At 69.8% G+C, this 18241-nt stretch carries 10 protein-coding genes; 8 read left to right on the forward strand and 2 right to left on the reverse strand.

The genetic code is table 11. The features are described 5' to 3' along the window. Positions 1 to 7: 7 nt before the first annotated feature. The 3 genes from AB0H86_RS02625 to AB0H86_RS02635 all read left to right on the forward strand — a co-directional run bounded on the left by AB0H86_RS02625 (position 8) and on the right by AB0H86_RS02635 (position 9710). Positions 8 to 1390, forward strand: coding sequence for a serine/threonine-protein kinase (locus AB0H86_RS02625; RefSeq protein ID WP_362432036.1), 1383 nt, complete (start codon positions 8 to 10; stop codon positions 1388 to 1390). A gap of 89 nt (positions 1391 to 1479) precedes the next feature. Further along, the gene (locus AB0H86_RS02630) at positions 1480 to 4515 is read left to right on the forward strand and encodes a DEAD/DEAH box helicase (RefSeq protein WP_362432039.1); all 3036 of its coding nucleotides are present in this window, start codon (positions 1480 to 1482) and stop codon (positions 4513 to 4515) included. 35 nt (positions 4516 to 4550) lie between these two features. Continuing rightward, positions 4551 to 9710, forward strand: coding sequence for a class I SAM-dependent DNA methyltransferase (locus AB0H86_RS02635; protein WP_362432041.1), 5160 nt, complete (start codon positions 4551 to 4553; stop codon positions 9708 to 9710). Between the two features lie 74 nt (positions 9711 to 9784). Here AB0H86_RS02635 and AB0H86_RS02640 read toward each other — a convergent pair whose 3' ends face one another. Together AB0H86_RS02640 and AB0H86_RS02645 are read right to left on the reverse strand one after the other, a co-directional pair. Further along, positions 9785 to 9976 carry a DUF397 domain-containing protein gene (locus AB0H86_RS02640; RefSeq protein ID WP_362432044.1) on the reverse strand — a complete coding sequence of 64 codons (192 nt, stop codon included), beginning with the start codon at positions 9974 to 9976 and terminating at the stop codon, positions 9785 to 9787. Beyond that, the gene (locus AB0H86_RS02645) at positions 9973 to 10839 is read right to left on the reverse strand and encodes a helix-turn-helix transcriptional regulator (RefSeq protein WP_362432259.1); all 867 of its coding nucleotides are present in this window, start codon (positions 10837 to 10839) and stop codon (positions 9973 to 9975) included. The genes AB0H86_RS02640 and AB0H86_RS02645 overlap by 4 nt, the downstream gene beginning before the upstream one ends. A 301-nt stretch (positions 10840 to 11140) precedes the next feature. Between AB0H86_RS02645 and AB0H86_RS02650 the strand changes: the two genes are divergently transcribed. The 5 genes from AB0H86_RS02650 to AB0H86_RS02670 all read left to right on the forward strand — a co-directional run bounded on the left by AB0H86_RS02650 (position 11141) and on the right by AB0H86_RS02670 (position 18227). Continuing rightward, positions 11141 to 11599 carry an ATP-binding protein gene (locus AB0H86_RS02650; protein WP_362432046.1) on the forward strand — a complete coding sequence of 153 codons (459 nt, stop codon included), beginning with the start codon at positions 11141 to 11143 and terminating at the stop codon, positions 11597 to 11599. A 97-nt stretch (positions 11600 to 11696) separates the two neighbouring features. After that, complete coding sequence (locus tag AB0H86_RS02655; protein ID WP_362432049.1) at positions 11697 to 12122, forward strand: hypothetical protein; 426 nt, start codon at positions 11697 to 11699, stop codon at positions 12120 to 12122. Between the two features lie 6 nt (positions 12123 to 12128). After that, a complete protein-coding gene (locus AB0H86_RS02660) occupies positions 12129 to 16013 on the forward strand; it encodes an AAA domain-containing protein (protein WP_362432051.1) in 3885 nt (1294 codons plus the stop codon). A gap of 388 nt (positions 16014 to 16401) precedes the next feature. Further along, positions 16402 to 17592 (forward strand): AAA family ATPase, encoded by a 1191-nt coding sequence (locus AB0H86_RS02665; RefSeq protein ID WP_362432054.1) that lies wholly within the window; start codon positions 16402 to 16404, stop codon positions 17590 to 17592. Beyond that, complete coding sequence (locus tag AB0H86_RS02670) at positions 17589 to 18227, forward strand: hypothetical protein (RefSeq protein WP_362432056.1); 639 nt, start codon at positions 17589 to 17591, stop codon at positions 18225 to 18227. Before AB0H86_RS02665 ends, AB0H86_RS02670 begins: the two co-directional genes overlap by 4 nt. Positions 18228 to 18241 lie beyond the last annotated feature (14 nt).

Raw genomic sequence — 18241 nt, forward strand, 5'->3', positions numbered from 1 at the left:
GCCTCACGTGCACATCGCGCCCCTCAGCCCCGACGACCCCGCCGAGTTGGGCGGGTACGAGTTGCTCGGGCGGATCGGGCAGGGCGGTATGGGTCAGGTGTATCTGGGGGAGTCGCCGGGCGGGGAACCGGCCGCGGTGAAGGTGATCAAGCCGTCCGTCGTGGACTACGAGACCCGGCTGAGGTTCGCGCAGGAGGTGGAGATCCTCAAGACGGTCTGGGGGGCTCGGATCGCCGCCCTTCTGGACGCCGACCCGGAGGCGGACCCGCCGTGGCTGGCGACCGAGTACGTCGAGGGGCTGGACCTGAGCAGGCATGTGGGCGCACACGGCCCGCTCGACGCCCTGCTCACCGCCTCGCTGGGCGCGACGCTCGCGGAGGCGCTGGCGACGGTGCACAAGCAGGGACTGCTGCACCGTGATCTGAAGCCGGCCAATGTGCTCCTCGGCCCCAACGGGCCCAAGGTGATCGACTTCGGACTCGCGGTGTTCGCGGAGTCCAGCGTGTCGCTGACTGCGGCCAACACGGTCGTCGGCACGCCCTCCTGCATGCCGCCCGAGCAGGCGAACGGCGAGAAGCCGCTGACCCCGGCGGTCGACGTGTACGCGCTGGGCGCCGTGCTGCTGTTCGCCGCCTCGGGTCATCTCCCGTACCGGGCCGACAACATCCACCTCCTGTTCCACCAGGTCGTCGATCCCGCGACCGCGCCGGACCTCTCGGGCGCACCGGAGGAGCTCGTGCCGCTGCTGACGGCGATGCTGACCCACCGTCCCCAGGACCGGCCCGCGCTCGACGACGTCGTACGGCGGTGCCGGACGCTGATCGAGGCACAGGGGCTGAAGGTCGCCCAGGCGCGGCGCAGGCTCACGAACTACACGGCCGCTCCGGCCCACGTCCTCGACGACCTGCTCGCCGTGGACCGCCCACCTGCGTCGGGGTCGACGCCTCGGACACGTGCTCAGACAGCCGACGTCCCGGCCGACATTCGGCCCGATCGGCAGGAGCCGGTGACGCCCACGCCCGGGTCGGCACGGCAGGAGCCAGGTGGATCCCGTCCCACTCACCAACAGCCCGAAGTACCCGCCTCGCCGATGCCGCCGACCCAGGTACCGCCGCCCACGGATCCGCGCTTGTCCTTCCTCCGTGTCGACACCCCCACGCCCCCGCCCGCCGACCGAGCGGCCGACTCCAGGACGGCCGGGCGGCGACCGACGGACGGGACAGCGGCGGAGCCGGACGGCACGCGGTCCCCGGCTCGCCCGGTGAGGCTGGGCAGCGCGGGCAGCAGCAACAGCGGCAGCGCCCAGCGGCGCTCGCTGCGGCATTCCGCGCAGGCCCGGATCACCGCGCAGCGGCTGCGTGAGGCATACGCGGCCAGTACACCCTTCTGACCCGTACGCCCCTCCGACCCGCGATAATGGGCGGGCCCTGAAAGGGGGCGCCTGCATATGTACGACCGAACCGCCTCAGGAGGCCACGGGTGACCGCCGTCCAGATCAGCGCGGAGCAGAGCGTCGCCACGACCGGCCAGGACCAGTACCCGGCAGGCGCCCAGGTGGTCGTGCGGGACGAGGAGTGGTTGGTCAGGAGCTCGATGCCCACGACCGACGACGGCACCCGGATCGAGGTCGTCGGGGTGTCGGAGTTCGTCCGCGATCAGGAGGCCGTGTTCTTCTCCGGCCTGGACCGCATTGCGCTCCTGGACCCGCGCGAGACCGGTCTGGTCATGGACGACTCCCCGAACTACCGCCGCTCCCGGCTGTTCCTGGAGGCGGTGCTGCGCCGCACCGCGCTCCCCCAGTCGGAGCGCCGGCTGGCCCTGGCCGACTCGTTCCTGATGGACCCGCTGCCATACCAGAGGCGCCCCGCCGAGCTGGCCCTGTCCGGCGCCAATCTCCGCCCGCGTCTGCTGATCGCGGACGTGGTTGGCCTCGGCAAGACCCTGGAGATCGGTCTGACCCTGGCCGAGCTGATCCGCCGCGGCCGGGGCGAGCGCATCCTGGTCGTCACGCCACAGCATGTGCTGGAGCAGTTCCAGCACGAGCTGTGGACGCGTTTCGCGATCCCGCTGGTGCGGCTGGACTCGGTCGGCATCGAGCGGATCCAGCGGGAGATCCCGGCCGGCCGCAACCCCTTCACCTCGTTCAAGCGGGTCATCGTCTCCATCGACACCCTGAAGAACACCGACCAGTACCAGCACCACCTGGAGCAGATCCGCTGGGACGCGGTCGTCATCGACGAGTCGCACAACCTGATCAACCGCGGTTCCCTGCGCAACCAGCTCGCGCGCACCCTCGCGCCCCGCACGGACGCCCTGATCCTGGCGTCGGCGACCCCGCACAACGGCGACGCGAGGTCCTTCGCTGAATTGATCGGCCTCCTTGACCCGGTGGCGATCCAAGACCCCGAGAACTACCGCGCGGCCGACATCGAGCACCTCTTCATCCGCCGTACGAAGATCAGCCCCGAGGTGCGTGAACAGATGAAGGGCCAGTGGGCGGACCGCGGCCCCTCCCACTCCGTGCGCTGCCCGGCCACCCCCGCCGAGGAGAAGGTCTTCGAGGAGCTGGCCGCCGTCTGGCTGCCCGGTGACGGCGGCACCTCGGTGAGCACGGTCCCCCTCTTCCCGTACACGCTGCTGAAGTCGTTCCTGTCCTCCCACGCGGCGCTGAGGGCCACGGTCTCCGCGCGTATCAAGACTCTGGAGAAGAAGGACGACCCGCAAGGCACCGCGGCCGAACTGGCCGCCCTCAACCGGCTGTCGGAGCTGGCCGCCGACCTCACCGAGGCGGACTCCGCGAAGTTCACCGCCCTCGTGCGTCAGCTGCGCGAAGAGATCGGTGTCGGGCCAGGTTCGGACGAACGGGTCGTGGTCTTCTCCGAGCGCGTACAGACCCTGGAGTGGCTGTCCGCGGTGCTGCCCGCCGCGCTGGGCTTCAAGGGCCGGGCCGCCCGCGACTGCGTCCGCGTCATGCACGGCGGCCTCTCCGACGAGCAACAGATGGCCTGCGTCGAGGAGTTCGGCCTGGCCGACACGCCCGTACGGGTTCTGCTGACCGGCGATGTGGCCTCCGAGGGCGTCAACCTGCACCGCCAGTGCCACCAGCTGGTGCACTACGACGTGCCGTGGTCGCTGATCCGTATCGAGCAGCGCAACGGCCGTATCGACCGGTACGGGCAGGCTCGGCCCCCCGAGTTCCGCGCGCTGATCCTGACCAGCGAGGTCGAGGGTGCCAAGGACGACACGGTGGTCGCCGAGCGGCTCCTGGAACGCGAGGACCAGGCCCACAGGTCACTGGGTACGGCGGAGGCGGTGACCGGGCTGTACCGGGCGGAGGCAGAGGAGAAGTCCCTCATCCAAGACCTGTTGCGCGGCAGGACGGTGGACGAGTCCCTGGACGCCCACCGCTCCGGCACGGACGGTGAGGACGCGGGCCTGGACGACTTCCTCGCGGACTTCTTCGGCTCGGTCGGTGAGGTCGGCGAGGTCGGTGAGGCCAGGCCCGTCGGCGAGGACACGCGACCGGCGGAGTCCGGCGCCTCGGTCCCGGCCGGTACGGAGGCGTCGTCGGCCGGCCGCACCGCCGCGAGCCCCGTGGTCCCCCGTCTCTTCGACTCGACCGCGCACTTCCTGGACGAGGCGCTGCGCGAGGTGTATCCGGACGCCCGCGGCCAGCTGGACCTGGACCGCGACCAGCAGTCGGGACTGCTCTCGTTCCGCCCGCCGACGGAACTCGTGCACCGCCTCAAGGCGCTCCCCATGGACTACCTGCGCGAGCAACGGCTGCGCGAGCGGCTGCTCGTGACCTTCAACCGCCGCCTCGCCGAGCACTCCCTCCAGCGGGCCCGGGAGTCGTCCACGTCGAGCTGGCCGGAGATCTCGCTGCTGACGGATCTGCACCCGGTCGTCGAGTGGCTCACCGACAAGGTCCTCGTCGGGATGGGCCGCCAGGAGGCCCCGATGATCACGGCGAACGTGGCGGAGCCCATCTACCTCGTCCAGGGCGTCTACTCGAACAAGTTGGGCAGGCCCACCGTCGTGAAGTGGATGGGGGTCACCTGGCTGGAGGCCGCCAGGCAAGGCCTGGTCGACGACGACATGGTGTCGCTGCTGCGCCACTGCGGTGTCGGCCCCACCATGGCGAACAAGCTCCGCTACCGCGATCCCGCGCCGCTGCGCAAGGCCCTCCCCCACGTGCTGGACACGGCCGAGGCGTTCCTCAACGCCCACCGCGACGCTTGGGACGAACCGTTGCGCGAGCCCATCGAGCAGTACAAGCGGCGGCTCGGCACCTGGCGTCAGCCCACCCTCGCCGATGAGCGCACGAAGGAACGCCTCGCCGATCTCGCCGACTCCCTGCTGACGACGGGCAGGCCGCTGCTGCGGGTCCTCGCGGTGCTCGTGCCGGACACGGACCGCAAGGATGGTGACGGCGGGCCGCCGTCCGTCTCCCTCACCGCCCCGGCCTCGTCCGCGACCGCGCTCCGGTCTCCGTCCTCGCCCGCCGCCCTGTGACCCTGGTCCCGTGACCATCTGAGAGAAGCACTGTCATGACGTACGACTCCCTGGTCAACCGCGGCGACTACTTCTCGGCCCACTATCTGGCCGAGGTGCTGCCGAAGGACCTCAAGTCGGGCCTGCTGCAGGCGTGGAAGGAACGCGAGGAGGCGGCGAAGCCGCCCGTCGGGGACGAGCGCGGCGAGGAGGCCGAGGTCCTCGTCACGGCGGCGCCCGGCGGCGGCGAGCTGCCGGTGACCCCGCGGGCCGGGCTGCGGGCGCTGCGCCGCGACTACTTCCGGGCCCGGTCGTCCTTCGCCGTCCCCAAGGACAAGGACGGCCTCCCCGTCGTACGGGAGATCGACGAGGAGAAGGCGACTTACGGCGACCCGGAGTGGCGGGAGCGGGTGCGGGCGCTCAACGCCGAGGTGTTGCGTGCCCTCGGGTACGACGCCAAGCCTCGCACGCTCACGGTGGTGCGGGCCGGGCAGACGTACGAGATCCCGGTCGCGCACGCCGAGAAGGGCCTGGTCGCGCTGGACTGCGGCTGGGCCGCCGAGCCGGACGCCGCTCTGGACAAGAAGGGCCGGGGCCGGTTGCTGGAGCCCGTGCCGCTCGACGGTCCGACTCCGGTGGAGACCGGCGAGAAGCTGGCCTCGTTCCTGTTCGCCTGCGAGGAGCCGCCCCGGTACGTGCTGCTGCTCGGCGGCGGCGTGATCGTCATCGCCGACCGAGCGGTGTGGGGCGAGGGCCGCTACCTCGGGGTCTCCCTGGACACGGCGCTCCAGCGCAACGACACCCGGGCGGGCGGCGAACTCGACACGGTGGCCGCGCTGTTCGGCGCGGACTCACTGCGCACCCCGGAGGAGGGCGGCGAGAACCCGCTCTCCGAACTCGTCGGCAAGTCGGCGAAGCACGCCGTGGGGGTCTCCAGCGAGCTGCGCGACGGCCTGCGCAAGAGCGTCGAGCTGATCGCGGGCGAAGTGCTGGAGCGGCTGCGCGAGCAGGGCGTACGCCCCGAGGACATCGGTGAACTCCCGGAACTGGGACGCCGGTTGACGCGCGAATCGCTGCGCTATCTCTACCGGATCCTGTTCCTCCTGTACGCGGAGGCCCGCCCCGAGCTGGGCATCCTGCCGGCCGACTATCCCGAGTACCAGCAGGGGTACGGACTCGGCCGGCTCGGTGAGCTGATCGCCGACCGGGAGCCGATCGGCGACACCGCCCGCAAGGGCTTCTACCTGTACGAGTCCCTGGACCTGCTCTTCAAGAAGGTGCAGGACGGCTACCGCCCGCGCCGCACCCACGGAGTGGAGCCGGCTCCCGACGACATCGACGCGAAGACCAGCGAGGACATCGGCCTGCGCTTCGAACCGCTGCACAGCAAGCTGTTCGAGCGGGAGTCGATCCGGCTGATCGGCGCCGACTGCCTGCTCGATCCGCGCTTCGACTCCGACGAGGCCCTGGCCCGTGGCGAGTCCGTCCGCCACCTCGACACCCGGCTGCGCAACGCCACCCTCCACCAGGTGCTGCACAGCCTGATGATCACCCAGGGGAAGAGGGGCGAGCGCGGCGGCTTCATCTCGTACGCGCAGCTCGGCATCAACCAGCTCGGGGCGGTGTACGAGGGCCTGATGTCGTACAGCGGCTTCATCGCGGGCGAGGAGCTGTACGAGGTCGCCAAGGGCGGTGACCCGAAGGACGGCTCCTGGCTGGTCCCCAAGTCGAAGATCGACGAGTATCCGGACGCGGTGTTCGTACGACGCCGGGACCGGCACACGGGCGAGGACGTCCGGATGCGGTACGCCCCGGGGTCGTTCGTGTACCGCCTCTCCGGCCGCGACCGGCAGACCTCGGCGTCGTACTACACGCCGGAGTCACTGACGAAGGTCACCGTGCAGCTGGCCCTCCAGCAGCTGCTCACCGACGAGACCGAGGCGAAGAATCTGCTGAACTGGAGGATCTGCGAGCCCGCCCTCGGCTCCGGCGCGTTCCTCAACGAGGCGATCAACCAGGTCGCGGCCGAGTATCTGCGGCGCAGGCAGAGCGAGTTGGGGCGCTCCATCGACACGGAGCAGTACCCCGTCGAACTCCAGAAGGCGAAGGCGTACATCGCCCTGCACAACTCGTACGGCGTGGACCTCAACGAGACCGCCGTGGAGCTGGCCGAGGTCTCGCTGTGGCTCAACACCATGCACCCCGGCATGGAGGCCCCCTGGTTCGGCCTGCACCTGCGGCGCGGCAACTCGCTGATCGGCGGGCGGCGGGAAGTGTACGGCGCCGAACGCCTGAAGAAGGGCGGCTGGCTGGGGATCACTCCGGAGCGGTTCGCGCTCGCGGACGCGGTGGAGGGTGCGTCGCTTCCGGAGGGGGCGGTCCATCACTTCCTGCTCCCCGCGAAGGAATGGGGCGCGGTCGCGGCCGAGAAGGAGGCGCGGGCGCTCGCCCCTGAAGCGGCGAAGACGCTGGGCGCTTGGCGGAAGGCGATCACGAAGTCGCCGACGGCTAAGCAGACAGCGCGACTTCAGGGCCTGGCCCGGCGGGCCGAGTACCTGTGGGACCTGGTCGTACGGCGACTGGAGCTGTCGGAGCGGGACATCTCGCGGCGGATCGCTGTGTGGGGCGCGGAGAGCGACTGGCTGCGGCGGCCCGAAGTCGCGGTGCAGCGGGACGAGGTGCTGGCCGAACTCCAGGCGGAGGACACCCCGTACTGGCGGCTCAAGACGCTCATGGACACGTGGTGCGCACTGTGGTTCTGGCCGGTGCAGAGCGCTTCGCTGCTGGACGGTACGGATGAACGGTACGCGCGAGCGGAGGCGCTGGCGAAACGGGCGGCGAAGTTGGAAGCGGCGGGGGTTCGGGCTGCGGCCGGTGACGACGACTCCGGTGTTCTGATGGCTTGGGAGGAGGACGCTCTCCCTGGTTTCATCGCCGAGCCGAAGCAGAGGACCATGACACGCGATTCGGTGTCGCGTCGCCGCACAGGCAGCCGCCCCGAGCAGATCAAGCGACAGCGCCGCGAGGTCATCCCGCTGGCGGAGCTGGACGACTGGCTCACCTTCGCGGAAGCGCTGTTGGGCACACAGGACGTGCCGAGCGAGTCGCTGGTGTCGACGTTCGAGACGCTGGACCGCTTGTCGGGGTACGAGGACGAGTTGCCCGAGTGGATGGGCATGGACCGGTTCCAGGGGTTGGAGAACCGGTTCCTGTGGGCGGCCACCGCGAAGGACGTGGCAAGGGCGCAGGGGTTCTTCCACTGGGAGTTGGAGTTCGCGCAGGTGTTTGCGCGGGGTGGGTTTGATTTGCAGGTGGGGAATCCGCCTTGGGTGCGGCCTACTTGGCAGGAGGACCAAGTCCTTGCAGAGCTGGAGCCATGGTTCGTGCTGGCAGAAAAGCCGAGCGCGGCAGAATGGCGCCTCCGCAAGGAAGAGGTGCTGGGCGCTCGCGCGGACGGCCAGGATTTCCTTTTCGATGAGCTGGCTTCCCACGCAGGGGCCGTCGCAATACTGGGCAGCCCGGCCACGTATCCGATCCTTCTCGGTACCCGCAGTGATCTTTATCGGGCCTTCATGGCTCAGGTGTGGCTTCACATCGCACCGAACGGCAGCGCGGGCCTGATCCACCCCGACACTCACTTTGGCGGCGTACGCGAGGGAGCCATTCGTGCCGCCGCGTACCAGCATCTGCGGGTGCACGCACATTTCGTGAACTCGTCGAACTGGGCCTTTGAAGACCTCAATCGCTCTGCAGAATTCGGGATGCACATCTACGGCACGCCGCAAGAGCCTGAATTCCTGCATCTCAGTGAGCTTCGCGATGCCACAGCCTTGCCCGATTCGCTGACCCACGACGGACGAGGCACGACGCCCGGCATCAAACACAATGGCGCATGGGACATCCGGCCACACCGCGAGCGCGTGGTGCATGTGGACACTGCCTTGCTGGCCAGTTGGCAGGCGTTGACGGGCGCGGCAGGCGGTGCGGCACAGGCCCCTCTGCTGTACCCAGTCCTTGTTGGCGAACAAGGGGCCATTGAGGCATTGGCTGCCCATCCCAGCAGCCTGGCCGATTTCCATCCGATGATCTCAGGCGGATACAACGAAACCAATGCAAGGAAAGACGGGCTGATCCGTTGGGGCAACCAGGCCGTCGCCGAGCTCACAGATGTCATCCTTCAAGGACCGCATTTCGCATCGGCGCTTCCCTTCTCAAAGGAGCCGAAGATCCCCTGCCGTAGCAACAGGGACTGGGATCTACTCGCACCGATGGATCTGCCCGAGGCGTGCGTCCCCGTAACCAACTACGTGCGGGCCACCGACGAGGCGACGTACCAGGCAGCCCAGGACCCCTGGCTCGGAAAGCCGTTCACCACGTTCTTCCGGCTGGCCTGGCGAGTCATGATCCCCTTCGACAGCAGTCGCTGCCTGCACGCCGCACTGATCCCACCCGGCCCCGCCCACATTCATGGGGTACACAGCATGGCCATGCCGACCAATCGCGCGACAGTCCTCAACGCCGGTTTCTGGGGTGCTCTTCCACTGGACTATCTGCTACGAATCACTGGCCGTGCCAATCTCATGACGGGCGAAGCCCTGAAAATGCCCGCCCCCGGCCCAAAGCATCCCCTCGCCCCGTCCCTACTCCTGCGCACCCTCCGCCTGAACGCCCTCACCACCCACTACGCCCCCCTCTGGACGGAGCTGTTCGACCCCCGCTGGGCAGGCTACGAGGACTGGGCCAACCCCAATTGGCCCCACCTGAAGCCCCTGGCCGCCGGCCTCAAACAGACCTGGGAATACAGCACCCCGCTCCGCACCGAGCATGAGCGCCGCGCCGCACTCGTGGAACTCGACGCTCTAGTCGCAGTCTGGCTCGGCATCACCGCCGACCAGCTCGTCGCGATCTTCAAGTCGCGATACCCGCAGCTGTACGCCTACGAGTCGGCGACCTACCTCGACGCCAACGGTCGCAAGATCGCGGGCGACTTCAACACCTACGGCCACGGCCAGACCAAACAGGACTACCTCGATCTCCTCGCCCACCTGGAAGACCCGGAGCACACCCCGCCCCCCGAGGGCTACCAGGCCCCCTTCTACAAGGCCGACCGAGAGGCCGAGATGAGAGCAGCGCACGCGCACTTCCAGGTGCGGCTGGATGCGGAGATCGCCGCTGGCCGCTGGGCTGCGCCCGTCCGCGAAGCCGTACAGGCGTAGTTGGCAAGCGTCGCCAAAAGCAGGCTGCCCCCGACACCGGTCGGGGGCAGGCCGCAGTTACCGTCGGGCAGCGTTTACCGCCCCACGAAGCCGACGAACAGGTTCCAGGCGGCAGCATCGACGGCAAGGCCCGGTCGGCTCGTGTCCTTGGAGTCCCGCACGTGGATGGCGTGAGTGAAGGTAGCCACCTCAACGCACTGGCCGCCCTCACCGCTGCTATAGCTGCTCCTGCGCCACGCAATGACTTCATCACCGTCGACGTTCATGTCTCTCCAAGCAGTTTCTCGATGAGTGTCAACGACTCGCGCGGGGTGAGAGCCTGAGCTCGGAGCAGACCGTACTGCTCCTCCAGCTCTCGGACAGTCCCCCGGTCCGTATAGAGACGGCTGTGCTTGTACGCCTCCACGTAGGCGATCCTCCGCGCATCCTGCGTCTCGATCAAGGTGAAGGGACCGGCCAAACCGGCGTGCTCGTCCCTCTCGTTCGGCATGACCTGAATCTCGACGTTGCGTCGCTGACCGCAGAGCAGAAGCTGCTCCAACTGCGTGCGCATCACGTACTCACCGCCCGTAGGGCGCGTCAGCACCGACTCCTCAATGACGAAGCTGATGGTCGGCATCGGGCTGCGGGCGAAGATCTCCTGCCTCGCGAGCCGCGCGACCACCCGCTGGTCAATCGTCTCGTCACTCAACAGAGGGCGTCGCATCGTGAACACGGCCCGCGCGTACTCCTCTGTCTGCAAGAGCCCATTGATGAGATGCGTGTCATAGACATGCAGCTCAACCGCCTCCGCCTCCAACCGCGCCGCATCCCGAAAGAACGCCGGATACTGGGCCCGCGCCACCTCCTCCTTCATCTCCTGGAGGACACCGCCCGCGTCCAGAACCTCGTCCGCCTGGTCGATGAACTTCGGAGGCGGCACCCGGCGGCCCTGCTCGTACGCGGCGATGGTCGACACGGAGTAGCCCGTCCTCGACCCGAACTCGGCCCGCTCCAGCCCCACCCGTAACCGGAACCTCTTCAACTGGCGCCCGAAGACGCGCAGGATGCCCGATCCCGCTCCCGCCTCCCGCCCGTCCCCCTCCGCACCGGACTCCTCCTCGGCAGCAGATCCCACCGGCTCACTCATGTCCCGCACCACCTCCCTCGGCCAACGCGGCCCCGCGTCGACTGTCACGCTCCGCCCCGCCTACACGCGCGGACCGGCCACGTACAGCGACCGTCCGTGTGCGCGTCGTATCTCGTCACGGTAAAACCACCACGTCAGCGTGGACCACATGAACAGCGAAACTTCCCCCTCCCTGGGGGCTCGACCGATCGCCTCGGCTCAGACGGACCCGAACCCGGCTCCGAAGCCGACCGTCGATCCAGCCCCCGCGCAACATGCCGACGAGGCGCCCCAATTCCCCCGCCCCCTCCGGGAGTTCGCGATGCGCTTCACGTCCTCCCATCGCGGCGCGCGCCTCGCCCGCCGTCTCGTCTCGCACCGACTGGACGCCTGGGGCCACCCGTACACCGGTGACGCCAACGAGACGCTGACGCTGATCACCGCGGAGCTGGCCGCCAACGCCGTACGGCACGGACATGTGGCGGGGCGGGACTTCCATGTGCGGCTGACCGAGACCGGTGGCGGCACGCGCCGGCGCGTCCTGCGCGTCGAGGTCACCGACACCCGCACCGAACGCGTACCGCTGCTCGCCTCCCAAGAACCGCCGGGGGACGAGGAGTCGGGGCGAGGTCTGCTCATCGTGGCGCGTCTGGCGGCGCGTTGGGCGGTCGCGCCGTGTGCCGACCGCCCCGGCAAGACCGTATGGGCGGAGCTGGAGCCGGCGCTGCCCGCAGAGACCCCCGTACCGCCCCCGGTCAGCCACTTTCCCGCCAACACCTGACGGGTTTTCGGAAACGCGGGCGCCCGGTGTCAGACCCGCCGACTAACGTCAGCCGCTCATCCTTCGTCAGAAGCACGGCACACCGAGGGGACGCCCTGTGACCACCACGCCCGAGGACCGGACCGGGTACCGGATCTCCATCGTCGACGAGGACCCGCTGCGTGCGCGCAAGGAAGCGCGCGAGCTGCTCGCCGGGATCGCCGACGTCGACCCGGGGGCCGCCCTGGACGTTCGCCGGCCGAGCGCGACGGCCGGTGTGACGGACAAGGGCGGGCCGTCGGCCGACACCATCGGGCTGGTGATCAGCGCTGCCTCCCTGGTCGCGACGGGAGTGCAGATGTGGCTGGCCCGCGTACCCCAACGGACGATCGTCGTCACGCGGCCCGACGGAGCGACTCTGCACATCACCGGTAAGGAGGCCCGCGAGGACGACGAGCGGATCGAGCGGTTCCTCGCGGGCGGCGGAGAGACGCCGCACCCCACGGGCGACGACGGCCTCGGCAACACCCCCGCGGCGGGCTGAGCGCGCGTGGCCGACAACGACCGGTTCGCCATGCTCGTCGGCGTGTCCACGTACGACAGCGATGCCTACCGCGATCTGCCGCCCGTACGCGCCGACTTGCACTACATGCGGGCCGTGCTGGAGAACACCGAGATCGGCATGTACAACGACTGCGCGATGGTCGCCGAGCCGACCCGCGCGGAGATGCTGCACGCCATCGAGACGTTCCTGGAGGCGCGTCAGCCGAGCGAGACCGCTCTGCTGTATTTCAGCGGGCACGGTGAGTTCTGCGAGGACGACAACCAGCTGTACTTCCTGACCCGGGACGCCGACCCCGACGATCTGCCGGGCACGGCCGTCCCGGCGGAGTTCCTGGAGCGGATGCTGCAGTCATGCCGCGCTTCGTCGAAACTGGTGCTGCTGGACTGCTGCTCCAGCGGCTCCGTCGTCCAGGGCTGGACCGCGAAGGGTCCCGCGGAGGAACCCGCGCGGCCCGCGCCGAGCACCCTGCTGCGGCCGACCGGCGTGTACTTCATCACCGCCTCCGACGCCCTCCAGTCCGCGTCCGCGATGGCGCCGCCCGGATCGAGTCTCGGCACGTCCCGGTTCACCGGGGAGATCGTGGAGGGGCTGCGCAACGGGCGGATCAAGGGCGGCGGCTGGATCACGCCTGACGACCTCTTCGACTACCTGACCGCGCAGATGGCGCGTGACGGCGTACCGGAGGAGCAGCGCCCCACCAAGTCCACGATCAGGGCCACCCGGAGCCTGCCCTTCGCCCGGTCGGTGGCGCGCCCGGTGCACATCGCGGCGCTGCCGCGTGACGCGGCCGAGGCCGCGCGGCGCTCGCCCGCTCTGCTGAAGGCCCGGGAACTGGCCGCGCTGGACGCACGGGACGGCGTCGACTGGCAGCGGCTGCTGCGGTACTACGCGCACTGCCTCACCGCGCAGGCGGCGGCCGGCATGCGGCCCGACCGTGACAGCGGGCGCTATTCCACGTACTTCCTGCTGGGACAGGGCGAGGAGACCATCCAGTCGGGGCGGGGCTCCACCTTTCCCGCTCCCGGACAACTGCCCAGGCCGCAGGGCAGGTCGGCCGGGGTGAACGGTGACGCGGGGGCGCAGCAGGAGTACTGGTACGGCTATCCGGCGATCACTCTGCCCGTGCGGGACGGGGGCCGGGGGCGCCGTACGGCGGTGGAGCTGGCGCCGCTGCTCATCCAGCAGCTGGAACTCGCGCCGGACGAGGACGGCCGGGACGTGCTGCGGCCCAGCGGTGTGCCGTCGCTGCACACCGGTGTCGTCTCGGAACTGCTGGACGCGGGTGACGCGGCCGACCTCGTCGCGCGCTGGCAGCCGACCTGGCAGGAGGGCAACGACGCGCAGATGCTGCGTGCCGTACGGGAGTTGCTGGAGGAGCTGGGCCTGCCGGAGCTGGAACCGCTCGACCCGTCGGCGCTCAGCGAGCGGACGGTGATGCAGGCGCTGCGGCCCGGCGCGCACAACGCGGCCGTGTTGCTGGTGCCTTCGGGTGTGGAGGCCATCGCCACCCAGGCCCTGGTGGACAACCTGCTGCAGATGTCGACGCGGACCGGGCAGATCCCCGGCACCGCCCTTGACGCACTGCTGAGCGGCGGAGAGGAGGGGGAGCAGGCCGCGTCCGTCGCGGTGGTGGCTCCGGGGCCGTGCAACGAGAGCCAGGAGCTGGTGATCTCTTCGGCGATGACGCGGCCGCTGACGGTGGCGACCGGGCCGCCCGGCACGGGCAAGAGCGAGGTCGTCACGGCCGTCGTCACCACCTGTGTCGCCGCCGGGCAGTCCGTGCTGGTCGCCTCCACGAACAACGAGGCCGTGAACGTCGTCGCCGAACGCTGCGACGACATCGCGCCGGGCCTGCTGATGCGCACGGGCAACGCCGAGGCGCTGGAGCGGGAGGCGGCGAAACTGGAGCGACTGCTCGGTGAGCCCGCCCAGGTCCCGCGGCGCGGATCGGCCACCGTGGGCGGGCAGTTGCGCAGCACCCGTGGGACAGCCGACGGGCTGCGGGCGGAGGCGGCGCGCCGCGTCGGTGAGGAGGGGCGGCTGCTGGAGCTGATCCGGGACCGGGAGGAGCGGGCGGCCGCGCTGGAGCTGCCGCTGCCGCTCCTGGAAGGCGTCTGGTCGGCCGACGAGGACGGCGTGGCCGCTCTGGGGCGCTGGGAGGACAGGGCACGGAAGGTGGCCGGGGCCCGATGGTGGCTGCTCGGTCCTTGGCGCCGGGGGCGGGCTCTCGGCGCTCTGGTCTCGGCGGTGGACGATGCCCCGGAAGGGGACGAGCCGTCGTGGCCGGCGTGGGCGACCGGTCGGCCGGTGCCGCCCGAGTTGCTGGAGTCGGTGGCGGACGCGGTGGCCGTGGAACGGGAGGTGCGGGAGCTCGTCCCCCGGCACACGGGGTGGGACGAGGAGAGGCTTAGGCAGTCGCGGCTGGAGACGGCGGGCGCGCTGTCCGAACTGTCGGCGGAGCTGTCCCGGGCGGGGTCCGCCGAGGCGCTGACGAGGGCACGCGGGCTCATGGGCCAGCGGCTCCAGGCACTGCGGGGCCGCTCGGGCTACCAGCGGAGCCAGAAGAACCTGATGGCCCACATCAAGGGGTGGGCCATCAGCACCCACTCGGTGCGGCAGTTGGAACTCACGCCGAGGTTGTTCGACCTCGTCGTCATCGACGAGGCGAGCCAGTGCTCCATCCCCTCGGTGCTGCCGCTGCTGTTCCGGGCGCGCCGGGCGCTGATCATCGGCGACCCGATGCAGCTGGGCCACATTCCCGGTGTGTCACCGCAGCAGGAACAGCAGGCGCGGGCCAGGACCGGGCTGAGCGCGGCGCAGCTGGAGGACCACCGGCTCACGTACCACGTGTACTCCTCGTACCACGCGGCCGAGCAGCACGGCGACTCCGCGCTGCTCCTCGACGAGCACTACCGGTGCCACCCGAGGATCGCCGACGTCGTCAACGGCTACTGCTACGCGGGCCAGTTGCGGGTGCTCACCGACGTACGGCGGCAGGTCCCGGCAGTGGACCCGGTGGGGGCGGCCGATCCGGCGCCGGTGCTGGGCTGGGTCGACGTACCGCACGGCGAGTCGGCGCGGGGCGGCGACGGGCGGTCCTGGCGCAACGCGGCGGAGGCGGAGGCCGTGCGGCGCGTGGTGGACGAACTGCTGGCGCGGCTCCCGCAGGACGCCAAGGTGGGGGTGGTCACGCCGTTCCGGGCGCAGAAGGAGGCGCTGGCGCGGGTGTGGCGCGACGACGACCGTGTCCGGGTCGGAACGGTGCACGCCTTCCAGGGCGGGCAGCGCGACGTGATGGTGCTGAGCCCGGTGGCCACGCACAACACGCCGCCGAGGACGACGTACTGGGTGGCGAGCCAGGTCAACCTGTGGAACGTGGCGGTCACCCGGGCCAAGTCGCAGCTGATCACCGTTGGCTCCCACGCGTTCTGGCAGGGGCAGAGCGGACTGCCGACACTGCTCGCGGGACGCTCGGTCCCCCTGGGGGCGGAGGCGGGTGAGGACGGCGGGCCGGTGGTGACGGCCACCGCGGTGACCGGGTTGCGCGAGGAACTCGCCGACCGGCTCCAGGAGTACCTCGCCGGGCGCGGGATCACCGATCTGGAGCGGGCGGCGGTGGTCGGCGGGCACCCGGTGGACCTGCTGTTCACCGCGGCCGGGGAGAACACGGCGGTGTTGATCGATCCCGGCCCGCCGCCCGGCGGTGACCCGGCGCGGCACCTACGGCTGACGCACGCGCGCAGCGACCTGCTGACCGGGCTGCCGTCCGGTGGCTACGGCGCGAAGGCGTGCCCCGTGGGCCGGACGGTGCGGGTTCCGGCGTGGCGGATCCTGGCGGGCGAGGAGGCGCTGGCGCCGCTGTTCGACTGAGCCCGGCCGTGTTTCCACCGGGAGGTTCAACGGCATGAGGGCGACCCGAGCGTCGATCGAGCGTCGCGGCTCCCCTCTTGGCACTGCCCGCGTGCTTTCCCTTCCCGTCAGGGTCCGCGAACGCCAAGGCGCGTGAAAGGAGAGCCCTTTCGGTCCGAATGGCTGAAGTGTGCAAGTACCTGGTGGCGGTGTGACGCAAGTTGTACTCTTCGTGAAGCTCGGTGGTCGGACGCGCCAAGTGCACGACTCACATGGGGAACTGAGCGGCACTCAGCGGCCTGCCTCGGGGCCGCCCGCCGTGCGTCGACCAGTTCGATGACCGGGTCGCTGTCGCCCGGCTGTTCCACGATGGGCGCGAGGCTTGAACCACCGCATACTCGGTCTGACAGTGCGCAATTTCCGCACACTGACCGACACGAAGCTGCCGCTCGGGCCGCTGACCGTCATGGTCGGCCCGAACGCGGCGGGCAAGTCGAATGTGTTGCACGCTCTGGAGTTCCTGGGGGATGTGACCCGCAAGGGGATCGAGCCGGCGTTCGAGGAACGGGGCGGATTCGACGTCCTGGCGTTTCGCGGCGGCCCGAAGCCGGTGTCACGGATCTCCGTCGGAGTCGAGGGCATCTGGTCCGACTTCGCGTCGGAGGAGACTCCGGACCGCTACGAGCTGAGCATCTCCCGCCGTCGGCTGGCCCCGGGCGCGCGTGGTCGCGGGCGCTACACGACGTACCGGCAGGAGCTGTTCACTCAGCATCCGGCGGAGGGCGTGGAGACATCCGTCGAGCTGACCGGTGGCTCTGTGAGGGTCAACAGTTCACTGGAGGCGGACCAGGCCTGGAGTCCCGTCGATGTCGAGCCGATGGCATCCGCCCTGCACCGGGAACAGGTACTGCACTTGGGCCTCCCCTCCGCCCTCGCCATGGAGAACGTCCGGAGTCATCTGTCCCAGATCCGGGTGTTCGACCCGGATGTACGGGAGGCCCGTAAGCCGTGGGGCATCAGCGAATCGGGGCGCTATCTGGCGAACGACGCGTCGAACCTCGCGGACTTTCTGAGAGAGCTCCAGGAAGACGGCGACGCCTGGGAGTTCCTGCTTGAGGACGTCCGGAAGGTGGTGCCGCAGATCCGCGACATCCACCTCGTGAATCCCCCCGATTTCGCCTCCCACCGAACGGCGGTGGAGTTGGAGGAAGAGGGCCTGCGGGGTCGTACCCGTCTGACGGAGGCGTCCTGGGGCACCGTTCGCATCCTGTGCATGCTCGCGATCTTCCACGACCCGAATCCCCCGCTGCTCACCTGCATCGAGGAGATCGACCACGGGATCCACCCGCACGCGCTGAGCCTCATGGCCCAACGGCTCCGAGAGGCGAGCGAGCGGAGCCAGTACCTGGTGACCACGCACTCTCCGGTCTTCGTCAACGAACTGGAGCCCGAGGAGTTCGTGCCCTGCGAACGCCGGCCCAGTGGCGCTTCCGTCATCCCCGCACGCAAGCCCGCCGACACGCGCCGGGTGCTCGAGGTGTCCGAGTACGAGCCCATCGGCAATCTCTGGTACTCGGGTTCCGTGGGCGGAACCCTGTGAGCCCCGCCCCGCGGCGGCGGCGATCCGTCATCGTCGTCGCCGGCGAGAGTGACAACGACCGGGAAGTCCTCCAGCACCTGATACCCGCCCTCTACCCCAGATGCCCCAAAGTCGTCACGATCAACGACAAGATCCGGCTCGCGCCCGCGCTGCTCCAGCTCAGCCCACGGATCGAGACGCTTCGCACCAACGCCCTGCGCAAGGCGGAGGGGTGTGGTGCCGACCTCGCGGGCGTCGTCGTCCACGCCGACCTGGACAAGGTCTCCGACGAGACGTACGACCAGGTCCGGGAAAGAATCACGGACCAACTGCGGAAATCTCTCCCCTGCCCCAGCGCACTGGCCCTCTCCGCCGTCGAGATGGAGTCGTGGCTGATGCTGTTCCCCGACGCGTTTCCGAAGGTGAGGCGCGGCTGGGCCATGCGGCCGGAGGACTGCCGGAAAGACCTCACCAAGGTGGCGAACCCCAAGGAGCACCTCAAGAAGTACCTGGGCAGACCTCCGTACCGGGAATCCGACTCCCCGAAGATCATGGCGGCGGCGGTGGAGCTCGGCAGGGTCAGCGCACGCCCGAGCGGCAACAACAGGTCGTTCCGGGACTTCGCGGACCAACTGGCCGCCTGGAGGAACAAGTAACGGATCACCACTCG

Origin of the sequence: Streptomyces sp. NPDC050997, assembly GCF_040660135.1 — a bacterium.
Lineage (GTDB): Bacteria > Actinomycetota > Actinomycetes > Streptomycetales > Streptomycetaceae > Streptomyces.